11 protein-coding genes are annotated in these 12969 nt (G+C 65.0%); 8 read left to right on the top strand and 3 right to left on the bottom strand.

All coding sequences use genetic code 11. The features are described from left to right. Nucleotides 1-155 precede the first annotated feature (155 nt). Complete coding sequence (locus LRC39_RS16440; protein ID WP_346294980.1) at nt 156-1013, top strand: SDR family oxidoreductase; 858 nt, start codon at nt 156-158, stop codon at nt 1011-1013. 181 nt (nt 1014-1194) lie between these two features. Here the strand turns inward: LRC39_RS16440 and LRC39_RS16435 are convergent, their stop codons facing one another. Continuing rightward, nucleotides 1195-1497 (bottom strand): HigA family addiction module antitoxin, encoded by a 303-nt coding sequence (locus LRC39_RS16435; RefSeq protein WP_346294979.1) that lies wholly within the window; start codon nt 1495-1497, stop codon nt 1195-1197. A 658-nt stretch (nt 1498-2155) separates the two neighbouring features. Between LRC39_RS16435 and LRC39_RS16430 the strand changes: the two genes are divergently transcribed. The 4 genes from LRC39_RS16430 to LRC39_RS16415 all read left to right on the top strand — a co-directional run bounded on the left by LRC39_RS16430 (nt 2156) and on the right by LRC39_RS16415 (nt 6350). Then, nucleotides 2156-2995, top strand: coding sequence for a formate/nitrite transporter family protein (locus LRC39_RS16430; RefSeq protein WP_107356105.1), 840 nt, complete (start codon nt 2156-2158; stop codon nt 2993-2995). A 69-nt stretch (nt 2996-3064) separates the two neighbouring features. Beyond that, a complete protein-coding gene (locus tag LRC39_RS16425; RefSeq protein ID WP_346294978.1) occupies nt 3065-4798 on the top strand; it encodes a protein kinase domain-containing protein in 1734 nt (577 codons plus the stop codon). Nucleotides 4799-4885: 87 nt separating this feature from the next. After that, nucleotides 4886-5434: a hypothetical protein gene (locus LRC39_RS16420; protein WP_346294977.1), complete on the top strand. Its 549-nt coding sequence runs from the start codon at nt 4886-4888 to the stop codon at nt 5432-5434. A 106-nt stretch (nt 5435-5540) separates the two neighbouring features. Further along, nucleotides 5541-6350 (top strand): DUF1295 domain-containing protein, encoded by an 810-nt coding sequence (locus LRC39_RS16415; protein ID WP_346294976.1) that lies wholly within the window; start codon nt 5541-5543, stop codon nt 6348-6350. Between the two features lie 63 nt (nt 6351-6413). Here LRC39_RS16415 and LRC39_RS16410 read toward each other — a convergent pair whose 3' ends face one another. Further along, the gene (locus LRC39_RS16410) at nt 6414-6701 is read right to left on the bottom strand and encodes a GCG_CRPN prefix-to-repeats domain-containing protein (RefSeq protein WP_346294975.1); all 288 of its coding nucleotides are present in this window, start codon (nt 6699-6701) and stop codon (nt 6414-6416) included. 228 nt (nt 6702-6929) lie between these two features. Then, nucleotides 6930-7331, bottom strand: coding sequence for a hypothetical protein (locus LRC39_RS16405; RefSeq protein ID WP_119019173.1), 402 nt, complete (start codon nt 7329-7331; stop codon nt 6930-6932). Between the two features lie 328 nt (nt 7332-7659). Between LRC39_RS16405 and LRC39_RS16400 the strand changes: the two genes are divergently transcribed. The 3 genes from LRC39_RS16400 (at nt 7660) to LRC39_RS16390 (ending at nt 12937) form a co-directional block, all read left to right on the top strand. Further along, the gene (locus tag LRC39_RS16400) at nt 7660-11145 is read left to right on the top strand and encodes an indolepyruvate ferredoxin oxidoreductase family protein (protein WP_346294974.1); all 3486 of its coding nucleotides are present in this window, start codon (nt 7660-7662) and stop codon (nt 11143-11145) included. Nucleotides 11146-11396: 251 nt separating this feature from the next. Further along, nucleotides 11397-12545 (top strand): thiolase domain-containing protein, encoded by a 1149-nt coding sequence (locus LRC39_RS16395; protein WP_011158739.1) that lies wholly within the window; start codon nt 11397-11399, stop codon nt 12543-12545. Further along, entirely contained in the window at nt 12545-12937 is a 393-nt protein-coding gene (locus tag LRC39_RS16390; RefSeq protein ID WP_107356098.1) for a Zn-ribbon domain-containing OB-fold protein, read from the top strand. The genes LRC39_RS16395 and LRC39_RS16390 overlap by 1 nt, the downstream gene beginning before the upstream one ends. Nucleotides 12938-12969: the final 32 nt, after the last annotated feature.

Raw genomic sequence — 12969 nt, 5'->3', positions numbered from 1 at the left:
CACGATCACCGCCCTTCGTGTTTGAAGGGGCCGCGAGGCTCCCCGCCTGGCTTGTTTGACGGTCCAACCAGGACGCGGACCCATAAGAACGCAGCCATCGGCTCAGATGTCTGGTATCCGTGCGCATCGTCACGGCTAGATGAAATGATGTCCGGATGAGAATTCTGATTTTTGGCTTGGGCTATTCGGCCGGCTACATCGCGCAGCATTTGCAGAGCGCCGGGGTCGAGGTCACTGCAACCGTCAGAACAACCGCCAAGGCCGAAGAGTTGAGCCGGCGCGGGATCACTGCGCGGGTGTTCTCATCCTCTTCTATCGATCCGCGGATCGCTGGTGATATCAAGTCGAGCGACGCCATTCTGTCGTCGATCCCTCCGAATGAATCCGGCGATCCGGTTCTCGCGTCCTTCGCTGGCACGATCACCAATGATTCCAGGCCGCGGTGGATCGGGTATCTTTCGACGATCGGCGTGTACGGTGATCACCTCGGCAAGTGGGTCGACGAAACAACGCCTGCGGCCTCCGAAAAACCCCGCTCGCAGCTCCGGATCGCCGCCGAGCAGCGCTGGCTGGCGTTAGGCGCGCACGTTTTTCGTCTGTCAGGGATCTACGGCCCGGGCCGAAACCAACTGGAGAAGCTCGCAGCCGGAACGGCGGCGCGTATCATCAAGCCCGGCCAGGTCTTCAATCGAATTCACGTTGCCGATATCGCCGCGGTGGTCGCTGCGTCACTTTCGCGGCCGCGACCCGGCGCCATTTACAATGTCACCGACAACGAGCCGGGACCGCCGCAGCAGGTCGTCGAATTCGCCGCTGAACTCTGCGGACGAACACCGCCTCCTGAAATTGCTTTCGAGCACGCCGAGCTGTCCCCGATGGCGCGCAGCTTCTATCTGGAGAATTGCCGTGTCCGCAACGATCTGATCCGCACGGAGTTGGGAGTTACGTTGGCCTATCCATCCTATCGGGAAGGACTCTCGGCCTTGCGAGCGCTCGGCGAGGGTCCAGCTTAGTGCTCCGGAGTGCTTTGAGAGTGAGGCTCAGCGGCCCGTCTAAGCTGGTTGAGCCGCGTCCTGGAGCCGAATTCGGGACTGTGCTGCCTTATAGGCGGACAAGCAAGCGTAGCCTGGATGAGCGAAGCGACATCCAGGTGTGGCGCTCCCGCATGTCGCTGCGCTCATGCGGGCTACCGATTTAGGCCGCTCTCGACTTGATTGGCTTGATCCGCCTTAGCTCGTCGGCGCTGTTGTCTTCCGCGACCTCCAGATCGTATTGCGCCTGAAGGTTCATCCAGAGATTCGGCGTCGTGCCGAAGTATTTCGCCAGCCGCAGCGCGGTATCCGCCGTCACTGGGGTTTCCTGCCGTGTCAGCCGTTCGATGCGCGTGCGCGGTACGCCGCAGGCTGCGGCGACGGCGTAGGGCGACAGGTTCATCGGCAGCAGAAACTCTTCGCGGAGAATTTCGCCGGGATGAACAGGGAGGAGCTTCTTCGTCATCGTGACCTCACGCTAGCACGTGCAGCCTGGATGAGCGAAGCGACATCCAGGTGTGGCGCTCCCGCATGTCGCTGCGCTCATGCGGGCTACTGATTCAAACTACGCTTTTCAAGATTTGCACGACCGGCCAGACCTCATCATGAGGAAAGCGCGAATTGCCGTCTTAAACTATGTGTCGCGGGTCCATGCGTGGCCGCATCCTTCGAGACCTTAGCTCCTTGTATTCGTGCGACCCGCTCAGGAGGACGACCAATTACCCAGGGAAGGGCCAAATCCGCGTCGACCAATCAAGAAGCGGTTGAGGGCCCCAGGGCGCATTGGGGCGTTGCCTCAAATCCGAGCTATGCGCGGACCTGTTGCGCAGAGTCTGGGCATCGGGGCCGCCGGCGGCTGAGCCAGAGGGGCGTTATCTAAGGAATTTCTCGGGGAAATGCGCGTAGCCGGAGCCGTCAGGCGCTGGCACGGCGATTGCTTAGTAAGTTCCGGTCAACGACGACCGCCGTCCGAGAATTGCCAAGCCGGTGTCCGGCAGACAGCAATGGGACAGCTCTCCCGCCGATGGAGAGCCGCGGTGTCGTCGAGGCTCCGCCCCCTTGTTGCTTCCTCCGCTTGTGCGTTCCGACGCGGCCTTTTCAGCAGCAAACGGAGCACGGAGCAGATGTCCTACCTCGCGCCTTCTGAATTCGTCACCAAGATGGTCGACGCTGGCGAGTCCAAGATCTTCATGTCCACCCGCGACACGGTGATCCGCGCCTATATGGCCGGCGCCATTCTGGCGCTCGCCGCCTGGTTCGCGGTCACGATCAACGTCAATACCGGCCAGCCGCTGATCGGCGCACTGCTATTCCCGGTCGGCTTCACCATGCTGTATCTGCTCGGCTTCGATCTGCTCACCGGCGTATTCGTGCTGTCGCCGCTGGCGTGGCTCGATAAGCGTCCCGGCGTCACGATCGGCGGCGTGCTGCGCAATTGGGGCCTGGTGTTCGTCGGCAACTTCGCCGGCGCGCTGACGGTGGCGTTCCTGATGGCGTTCGTGACGACGTTCGGCTTTACCCAAGATCCCGACAAGGTCGGCACGGTGATCGGCAATATCGGCGAGGGGCGGACGCTCGGCTATGCGGCGCACGGCGCGGCCGGCATGGCGACGCTGTTCTTCCGCGGCATGCTGTGCAACTGGATGGTCTCCACCGGCGTGGTGATGGCGATGATCTCGACCACGGTGCCGGGCAAGGTGCTGGCGATGTGGATGCCGATCCTGGTGTTCTTCTACATGGTGTTCGAACACTCGGTGGTGAACATGTTCCTGTTTCCGTCGGGCCTGATGCTGCACGCCAAGTTCTCGATCCTCGACTATCTGGTCTGGAACGAGATCCCGACCGTGCTCGGCAATCTGGTCGGCGGGCTCGCCTTCACCGGGCTGACCCTCTACACCACTCACGTCCGCACCGCGGCGAAGCGCCGGATCGAAGCCGTTCCGGCGCCGCGCGTCGCGGCGTAAGCTGATTGCGTCCGGGAGCTTCGCCCGGTCCGGGTGAAGCTCCCGTTTTCTTGGGGCGCAGCAGGGCGCATGGCGCAGCAGCTCACAGTCTCGATCGGGCAGGCGTCGTCGCCGGGGCGCAAGCCCGTCAATCAGGACTTCTATGGCGCGCTGATCCCGGCCGAGCCGCTGCTGACCACCAAGGGCATCGCGCTCGCGCTCGCCGACGGCATCTCGTCGAGCGACGTCAGCCAGGTCGCCAGCGAGTCCGCGGTCAAGAGCTTTCTCACTGATTACTACTGTACGTCGGAAGCCTGGTCGGTGAAGTCGTCGGCGCAGCGGGTGATCGCCGCAACCAACTCATGGCTGCATGCCGAAACCCGGCGCAGCGATTATCGCTACGATCGCGACAAGGGCTATGTCTGCACCTTGAGCGCGCTGGTGCTCAAAGGCGCGGCAGCGCATCTGTTTCACATCGGCGACAGCCGGATCTACCGGCTGGCGGGCGCGTCGCTGGAGCAGCTCACCGAGGATCACCGCGTTCGGCTGTCCGCTGAGCAGAGTTATCTGGGCCGTGCGCTCGGCGTCAATCCGCAGGTTGAGATCGACTATCTGGCGGTGCCGGTCGTCCCCGGCGACCTGTTCGTGCTGGCGACCGACGGCGTGTATGAGCATGTCACGCAGCGCTTCGTCGTGCAGATACTGCGCGAACATGCCGAAGATCTCGATGCCGCGGCGCGGGCGATCCTCGGCGAGGCATTCGCCAATGGCAGCGACGACAATCTCACCGTGCAACTGGTGCGGATCGAGACCGTAGCGGATGCGGACACGATCGACCTGTTCGGCCGGGCGGCCGACTTGCCGCTGCCGCCGCGGCTCGAGCCGCGGGCCGAGTTCGACGGCTATCGGATCCTTCGCGAACTGCACGGCTCGAGCCGCAGCCACATCTATCTCGCCAGCGATCTCGCCACCGAAGAGCTGGTGGCGCTGAAGATTCCCTCGGCCGATCTGCGCGACGATCCGGATTATCGCAAACGGTTCATGCTGGAGGAATGGGCGGCGCGGCGGATCGACAGTCCGCACGTGCTGAAGCCATGCGCGGTGCAGCGGCCGCGCAGCTATCTTTACGTCGCCTTCGAGTACATCGAAGGGCAGACCCTGGCACAGTGGATGATCGACCATCCGCGCGCGGAGCTCGAAACCGTCCGCGGCCTGATCGAGCAGATTGCCAAGGGGCTCTACGCTTTCCACCGCAAGGAAATGGTGCATCAGGATCTGCGGCCGGCCAACGTGTTGATCGACCGCAGCGGCACGGTGAAGATCATCGACTTCGGCTCGGTGCGGGTCGCCGGCGTCGCGGAGCTGGGGCCGGCGGGTGGCGACGAGCTGCTCGGCACGGTGCAATACATGGCGCCGGAATATTTCGCCGGGCAGGGCGGCTCAGCGCTGTCGGATCAGTTCTCGCTCGGAGTGATCGCCTATCAGATGCTGACCGGCCGGCTGCCCTATGGCGCCGAACTGGCGCGCGCCAACCAGGCGCTGAAATCCCGCAAGCTGCGCTACAGCCCGGCCGCCGACCACAATGCGCAGGTGCCGGTCTGGGTCGACCGCGCGCTGAAACGCGCGGTCAGCCTGGAGCCTGCCAAGCGCTATCCGGCGTTGTCGGAATTCGTCCACGACCTGCGGCATCCGCGGGCCGACTATCTCGACGCCCGGCCGCAGCCGCTCGCCGCGCGCAATCCGCTATTGTTCTGGCAACTGTTATCGGCGCTGCTCGGATTGATCGTCGTGGCGCTGCTGGCGCGGCTGCACGGCGGCATCTGAGCGATTGCACCGCGTCTGGAGCTATATTGAACAGGCAGCGGTTCTCGGGCAAGCTTCGCCGCCTTCCATCATCCAGGCTCACCGTTCATGCTCCGCATTGCCGTTCTGTGTCTGATCGCGATGGTCGCCGCCGCCAGCGGCGCGCGCGCCGCCGACACCGAGAAACTGCTGCTGCAATCGCCGAAGGGCTTCAAAGTGGCGGCCGAAGCCAGCAACGCCAAGGAAAGCACGACTGTGCTGGTGCCGGGCACCGAGAACATCGCCAGCGCCACCACGCGGATCACGGCGCAGACGCTGTTCAGGCAGACTGACCAATCGCCCGAGGCGTTTCGCGAGGCGAGCCAGAAGAAGGCAGCAGCGGAGTGCCCGGGCGCGCGGTTCGAGCAGCTGCGGCACGGCAATGAAAACCTGTATCCGATGGTGATGTGGAGCGAGAGTTGCCCGCAGGCCAAGGAGGCTGGCAAGCCGGCGCTGACCTGGTGGAAGGCGGTGCAGGGGCGCGAGAACTTCTATGCGCTGCGGATGACCGCGGCCGCCGAACCGGATGCCAAGCAGCGCAAGCTGTGGACTCGTTTCTTCGAAGTGACGCGGGTCTGCGACAGCCGCGTGCCCGGCCAGCGCTGTACGACCAAATAACCGGTCGGGCGGCCGGCCGATCGCTGCCGGCTTTGATGCCGGACATGGCGGGGTCATCATCGGCGGCCTATAAGGTCGTCACCGGGGCAAGGACGCGTGCATCGACATGACTGTACCGTGGCATCTCGTTGCGCTGGCTTTCGCCGTCTGCCTCGTTGTTGCGGCACCCGGGTTCCGGCGCGTCTATTACTTCGTCAGCCTTTGCTATGCGGGCGCGATCGCGGCGCAGAGCCTGGTGTTCGCGCTGCTATTCGCCACCACCATCTCCGGCTGGGTAGCGCTGCAGCTGTTGCTGCTGCTGGTGTACGGCGTTCGGCTCGGCGCGTTCCTGGCGGTGCGCGAGCGCAATCCCGCTTATGCGGCCGAGCTCGCCCGCGCCGAGCGCCGCACTGCCGAGCTGAAGCTGTGGCACAGAATCGCGATCTGGCTCGGCGTCAGCCTGCTGTTCACGCTGTTGTTCCTGCCCGCGCTGCTGACGCTGTCGCTGCAGGCGCAGGGCGTGTGGCCGGTGTCGACGCCGCTCGGCGTGATGATCATGGCGGTGGGGCTGTGGGTCGAGAGCCTCGCCGACTGGCAGAAGTATCGCTACAAGGCCGAGCATCCGGCGCATTATTGCGACACCGGGCTGTACCGCGTGGTGCGTTGTCCGAACTATCTCGGCGAGATGGTGTTCTGGTTCGGCGTGTGGTTCTCCGGCCTGTCGGCCTATGGCTCCGGCGCGGCCTGGGCGTTGTCGCTACTCGGGATGCTGTACATTCTGGCGCTGATGACGGCCGCATCCGCGGGGCTCGAGCGCAAGCAGGACGAACGCTACGGCGATCGGCCGGACTATCAGGAGTACGTTCGGACCGTGCCGATCCTGTTTCCGTGGGTGCCGCTCTACACCTTGCGCAAGCTGCTGATCCGGTTTCGCTGAACTTCTCGGACGCACAAAAAAGCCCCGCGCGAGCGGGGCTTTTCGTGAGAGATGCGAGGCCGATCAGAACCGGCGGAAGCAGCGGCCGTGACGCCAGGCGTAGCCGGGAGGGCAGGCGCGGGGCGCGACGACGCGCGGCGGCACCACGACCGGACGGCCATAGCCGGGGCGCGCATACATCGGACGGCAGCGGCCCATCGGACCACGCGCCCAACCCGGACCGCAACCCTGCGCGACCTGGATCACGTCGCCGGACGTCGGCGAGCCCAGCGGCGCCAGCGGCATCGCATTGGCTGCACCGGCTCCCACCAGCGTCGCGGCAAACAAGGCGGCGGCAAAGATCTTCTTCATTTGTCGGTTCTTCCCTTCACTGGCCGATCAGCGGCTCTGTGACCCTCGCGGCCGCTTCGATCCGAAGGCAGCCCGCGTGTTATTCGTCCCCAGATTTCGTTTAGCCGATTCGGTCTGAACACGGCATGAATGCAGCCGCACTCGTCTGCACGCTGACGGACACAGCGATGCGGCGAATGACTTGCGCCGTTCGCCGCATCTGCTCACGGTGAAGTTGCGAGCGAGCTGTTAGTTGGCGTTGCCGCTGCTGGGGGCCGCGCGGGGAGCGGGGGCTGCGCCGGTGGTGACGCCGTTCTGGGCGTTCGGATCGGCGCCGCGAGGCGTCACGTCGCGAACGCCGGGCGGCACCGGAGGCGCGTTGTGCGCATCGGTCTGGCCTGGGGGCGGCGGTGAGGTCTGGGTCGCGACCGAGGGATTGTTCGGATCGGTCGACGGCCCGCTCATGCCATAGAACACGGCGGCGAACACCAGCACGATCGCGACGGCGAACAGCGCGAGCCGGCCGGACGTCACCGGGCCTTCGCGCATCTCCGGATCGGCCTGCAACTGCGCATCCAGCTGTGACGGCGTGCGGGGATCGTCGGGCGCCGTGTCGCGCCGGTAGGGATCGTCGGGATTGCGTTGCGCCATGGAGTCCTCCTTTCGGCTTCCTCCACCAATCCATCGCCTAACCTTCCGTTCCCGCGCCGCCCTTGGTTCCCCGGCCGAATCAAGATCACCAAGGATGGAACGTGTTGCGGTGCACCGGACATGATCGTTCGCCGAGCCGCGACGTGGCGGCACTTCATGCAAGCGGGATGCGGCTTTTGAGACATCAAAATGCGAACAGGCGGAATGCCTTGAACGCGCGGCTTTTTGTGGTGCGCGAGGCGGAAAAACCAGCTTAGACTGTTTCGAAACAGAGACCGCTTCAGCGGCCGAATGGCCCTTGCGGTCCAATGCCTTTCGCGAGGGCCGGATGGGAATCGACCAGGGACCGATCAGTCTCGATCAGAAATACACGCAGCACTCAGGACACGTCTTCCTCACCGGCATCCAGGCGCTGGTGCGGCTGCCGATGGCGCAGGTCCGGCGCGACCGCGCGGCCGGCCTCAACACCGCCGGCTTCGTCACCGGCTATCGCGGCTCGCCGCTCGGCGGCTACGATCAGCAGCTCGTCGCCGCGCGCCATCACCTCGAACAGTACAACGTCAAATTCCAGCCGGGCGTGAACGAAGACCTCGCCGCCACCGCGATCTGGGGCACGCAGCAGCTCAATCTGTCGCCCGGCGCGAAGTACGACGGCGTCACCGGGATCTGGTACGGCAAGGGCCCGGGCGTCGACCGCTGCGGCGACGTGTTCCGCCATGCCAACGCCGCGGGTTCGGCCAAGCACGGCGGCGTGCTGTGTCTCGCAGGCGACGATCACGGCGCCAAGTCGTCGACGGTGCCGCATCAGTCCGACCATGCCTTCATCGCGGCCTTGATGCCGTATCTGTATCCGTCGTCGATCCACGAGATGATCGAGATGGGGCTGCTCGGCATCGCGATGTCGCGCTACTCCGGCTGCTGGGTCGGCATGAAGGTGATCACCGAGACGGTGGAGACCACCGCGGAGATCAATCTCGCCGACGAGATGAAGCCGTTCGTGATTCCGACCGACTTCGAGATGCCGCCGGGCGGACTCAATCTGCGCTGGCCGGATGATCGTTACGACCAGGACCGACGGCTGCAGGACTACAAGGGCTTCGCCGCGATCGCGTTCGCCCGCGCCAACAAGGTCAACCGCATCACCATGGATTCGCCGAACGCGCGGTTCGGCATCATGGCGTCAGGCAAGAGCTATGAGGACGTGCGCCAGGCGCTGCGCGAACTCGGCGTCGACGAGCAGGTCGCCGCCCGGATCGGCCTGCGGCTGTACAAGATCGGCATGCCGTGGCCGCTGGAGCCGGAAGGCGTGCAGGAATTCGCGCGCGGGCTCGAAGAGATCTTCGTCGTCGAAGAGCGGCGCGAGATCGTCGAGAACCAGGTCAAGCAGCTGCTGTTCGGGATGCGCGAGCGGCCGCGCGTGATCGGCAAGATGGACGACCGCAACCATCGCTTCCTGCCGTTTGCCGAGGAGCTGAGCGTCGCCAAGGTGGCGACTTCGATGGTCGACCGGCTGCTGGCAATGGAGATCGACCCGACGATCGCCGAGATGCTGCGTGCCAAGGCCGACTGGTTCCATGGCCGCGACGCCTCGCAGGTCCAGGCGGTGGTGCCGATCGCGCGCACGCCGTATTTCTGCTCGGGCTGTCCGCACAACACCTCGACCAAGGTGCCGGAAGGCAGCCGCGCGCTCGCCGGCATCGGCTGTCACTTCATGTCGCTGTGGATGGATCGTTCGACCGAGACCTTCACTCATATGGGCGGCGAGGGCGTGCCGTGGGTCGGCATCGCGCCGTTCACCGACGAGAAGCACATCTTCGCCAATATCGGCGACGGCACTTACTTCCATTCCGGCAGCCTCGCGATCCGGCAGTCGATCGCCTCGAAGGCGAACATCACCTACAAGATCCTTTACAACGATGCGGTGGCGATGACCGGCGGTCAGCGTCACGACGGCGATCTGTCGCCGCAGCAGATCACCTACCAGCTGCATTCCGAAGGCATCCGCGAGATCTATCTGGTCTCCGAAAATCCCGAGGCCTATCCGGCCGACACCATCGCGCCGGGCGTGCATCTGCGCCACCGCGACGAGCTCGACGCGGTGATGAAGGAATGCCGCGAGATCAAGGGCGCGTCCGCGATCGTGTTCGTGCAGACCTGCGCGGCCGAGAAGCGCCGCCGCCGCAAGCGCGGCCTGATGGAAGATCCGGCGCGCCGGGTGATGATCAATGCCGCGGTGTGCGAAGGCTGCGGCGATTGCTCGGTGCAGTCGAACTGCATCTCGGTCGAGCCGCTCGAGACCGAGCTGGGCCGCAAGCGCGCCATCAACCAGTCAACCTGCAACAAGGACTATTCCTGCCTCAAGGGCTTCTGCCCGTCCTTCATCACCATCGACGGCGGCAAGCTGCGCAAGCGCGCGGCGGTCGACCTCGGCGACCTGGGCTCGTTGCCGGAGCCGGCGACGCGACCGGGGCTGGATAAGCCGTACAACGTCGCGGTCGGCGGCGTCGGCGGCACCGGCGTGCTGACGATCGGCGCGCTGCTCGGCATGGCGGCGCATATCGAAGGCAAGGCGTCGATGATCCTCGACATGTCGGGCCTGGCGCAGAAGGGCGGCGCGGTGCTCAGCCACGTCCGGCTGTCGGACAAGCCGGAGGACGTCACCTGTTCGCGGATCGTCACCGGCACCGCCGACGTGCTGATCGTCGCCGACGAGGTGATGGCGATCTCCAAGGAGACGCTGTCGCTGTGCGAAGCCGGCCGCACCCATGGCGTCGTCAACACCCATCTGATCCCGATCGCCGACTTCATCCGCAACCGCGACTTCGATTTCCAGACCCGCAAGGTCAACAGCGTGCTCGAAGCGGCGCTGCGCAAGGACTCGGCGTTCCTGGACTTCACCAAGGCGGCCGAGACGCTGCTCGGCGACTCGATCGCCACCAACATGATGATGATGGGCTTCGCCTATCAGCAGGGTCTGCTGCCGCTGTCGGCGACTGCGATCGAGCAGGCGATCGAACTCAACGGCGTGTCGATCAAGATGAACACCCAGGCGTTCAGGCTCGGCCGGCTTGCGGCCGCCGACCCGGCACGGCTGGCCTCGCTGCTGCACGGCGCCGATCATACGACGGTCGGCAAGACCCAGGGCGAGATGTCGCTGGACGAGATCATCGCGCATCGCAGCGCGCTGCTCACCTCGTATCAGGGCAGGCGGCTCGCCAAGCGCTACGCTGATCTGGTTGCCAAGGTGCGCAGCGCCGCGGAGGCCGGCGGCTACGGCGAGGCGCTGCCACGTGCGGTGGCGCTGAACTACGCCAAGCTGCTCGCCTATAAGGACGAATACGAAGTGGCGCGGCTGCTGACCGAGCCGGGCTTTGAACAGCAGATCCGCGACCAGTTCGAAGGCGACTACAAGATCAGCTTCAACCTCGCGCCGCCGATCCTGCCCGGTGTCGATCTCACCGGCCGGCCGAAGAAGCGGCAGTTCGGCGAGGCGATGCGGCCAGTGTTCCGGACGATGGCGAAGTTCAGCTTCCTGCGCGGCACGCCGCTCGATCCGTTCGGCTATCATCCGGAGCGCAAGCTGGAGCGGAAGTTGATCGCCGACTACGAGGCGGACGTCGCCAGCGTGCTGCAGCATCTGTCGCCGGCGACGATCGACACCGCGGTGGAGCTGCTCGCGATGCCGGACCGGATTCGCGGCTACGGCCCGATCAAGCAGAAGTCGGTGGACGACACCGCGCCGCGGTTCGCCGAACTCCGCGCCAATCTACGCGACCCGCAACCCGCGCCGCCACGGCAGATGGCGGCGGAGTAGGTCGTTCACAGTTTATCCGCGTCATTGCGAGGAGCGCAGCGACGAAGCAATCCAGCAGCCCGGTGCATTGGGCCTTGGATTGCTTCGCTTCGCTCGCAATGACGGAGAGGTCTTTCCCTCTGGCTCACTGTGACGATGCGGCCTCAAGACATTCCGCGACGTGGTAATTGTCCCCGCGCGCGAACACGCTTGCCAAGGTCGCTTGGAGCGGTCACAAAAACCGTCCGACCAAACGCCAGCGGAGAACTGCGTTGACAATAAGAGGCAAGGCTTACATTGCCGGCATCTACGAACATCCCACGCGCCACGCGCCCGATAAATCCATCGCCCAGCTCCACGCCGAAGTCGCCAAAGGTGCGCTCGACGACGCCGGCCTGACCAAGGCCGACATCGACGGCTACTTCTGCGCCGGAGACGCGCCCGGCGGCGTGATGGCGATGGTCGATTATCTCGGCCTCAAGGTTCGCCATTTCGATTCGACCGACACCGGCGGCTGCTCCTATCTGGTGCATCTCGGCCATGCCGCGGAGGCGATCGCCGCTGGCCGCTGCTCGGTCGCGCTGATCACGCTGGCCGGCAAGCCGCGGACCGGCGCGCTGCCGCCGCGTCCGGTCGGCGCCGAAGGTGACTTCGAACTGGCCTATGGCGCCACCACGCACAACGTCTATGCGATGTGCGCCGCGCGTCACATGCACCAGTACGGCACCACGTCCGAACAGCTCGCCTGGATCAAAGTCGCGGCCTCGCATCATGCGCAGTACAACGAGCACGCGATGCTGCGCGACGTCGTCACCGTCGAGGACGTGCTGAACTCGCCGCTGATCGCCGATCCGCTGCACCGGATGGATTGCTGCGTCGTCACCGACGGCGGCGGTGCGCTGATCGTCACCACCGAGGAGATCGCGCGCAGCCTGAAGAAGCCGCTGGTGCGGATGATCGGCGCCGGCGAGGCGATCAAGGGGCCGCGCGGTGGCCACAACCTCGATCTGACCTATTCGGCCGGCGTGTGGTCCGCGCCGCCGGCGTTCGAGATGGCCGGCGTCACGCCGAAGGACATCAAGTACGCCTCGATCTACGACAGCTTCACTATCACGGTGCTGATGCAGCTCGAAGATCTCGGCTTCTGCGAAAAGGGGCAGGGCGGCAAGTTCGTCGCCGACGGCAACCTGATCTCGGGCGTCGGCAAGCTGCCGTTCAACACCGATGGCGGCGGTTTGTGCAGCAACCACCCGGTCAATCGCGGCGGCATGACCAAGCTGCTCGAAGCCGTGCGGCAGCTCCGCGGTGAGGCGCATCCCAAGGTGCAGGTGCCGAACTGCGATCTCGCGATCGCTCATGGCACCGGCGGCATGCTCGGCATCCGCCACGCCGCCTCGACCTGCATTCTGGAGCGCGTGTGATGAACAGCCCCGTGAAATATCCCGCGCCTCAGGGCAACGCCGAAACCAAGCCGTTCTGGGATGCGGCGACCGAAGGCAAGCTGCTGATCAAGCGGTGCACCGCTTGCGGCGAAGCGCATTATTTCCCGCGCGCGCTGTGCCCGTTCTGCTTCTCCGACCAGACGGTGTGGGAAGAGAGCAAGGGTGAGGGCGAGATCTACAGCTACAGCCTGATGCGCAAATCGCCGACCGGTCCTTACGCGATCGGCTACGTCACGCTGAAGGAAGGCCCGTCGGTGCTGACCAACTTCGTCGACTGCGATTTCGCATCGTTGAAGATCGGCACCAAGGTCAAGGTGGTGTTCAAGCCCAGCGACGGCGGCGCACCGCTGCCGTTCTTTACGGTGGCCTAGCCGCGTCATTGCGAGCGAAGCGAAGCAATCCA

It is taken from the genome of Rhodopseudomonas sp. P1, from assembly GCF_039642825.1.
In the GTDB taxonomy this organism is placed as follows: Bacteria; Pseudomonadota; Alphaproteobacteria; order Rhizobiales; family Xanthobacteraceae; genus Rhodopseudomonas; species Rhodopseudomonas palustris_H.
Note: the sequence above shows the minus strand (reverse complement) of the source record. Positions and strands in the feature narration are given on the sequence as shown.

What these genes read in the sequence shown, in the direction of transcription:
- LRC39_RS16435 (WP_346294979.1), bottom strand. Translation starts at nt 1,497, where the DNA reads ATGACGAAGAAGCTCCTCCCTGTTCATCCCGGCGAAATTCTCCGCGAA.
- LRC39_RS16390 (WP_107356098.1), top strand. Translation starts at nt 12,545, where the DNA reads ATGAACAGCCCCGTGAAATATCCCGCGCCTCAGGGCAACGCCGAAACC.
- LRC39_RS16400 (WP_346294974.1), top strand. Translation starts at nt 7,660, where the DNA reads ATGGGAATCGACCAGGGACCGATCAGTCTCGATCAGAAATACACGCAG.
- LRC39_RS16420 (WP_346294977.1), top strand. Translation starts at nt 4,886, where the DNA reads ATGCTCCGCATTGCCGTTCTGTGTCTGATCGCGATGGTCGCCGCCGCC.
- LRC39_RS16415 (WP_346294976.1), top strand. Translation starts at nt 5,541, where the DNA reads ATGACTGTACCGTGGCATCTCGTTGCGCTGGCTTTCGCCGTCTGCCTC.
- LRC39_RS16405 (WP_119019173.1), bottom strand. Translation starts at nt 7,331, where the DNA reads ATGGCGCAACGCAATCCCGACGATCCCTACCGGCGCGACACGGCGCCC.
- LRC39_RS16410 (WP_346294975.1), bottom strand. Translation starts at nt 6,701, where the DNA reads ATGAAGAAGATCTTTGCCGCCGCCTTGTTTGCCGCGACGCTGGTGGGA.
- LRC39_RS16425 (WP_346294978.1), top strand. Translation starts at nt 3,065, where the DNA reads ATGGCGCAGCAGCTCACAGTCTCGATCGGGCAGGCGTCGTCGCCGGGG.
- LRC39_RS16440 (WP_346294980.1), top strand. Translation starts at nt 156, where the DNA reads ATGAGAATTCTGATTTTTGGCTTGGGCTATTCGGCCGGCTACATCGCG.
- LRC39_RS16430 (WP_107356105.1), top strand. Translation starts at nt 2,156, where the DNA reads ATGTCCTACCTCGCGCCTTCTGAATTCGTCACCAAGATGGTCGACGCT.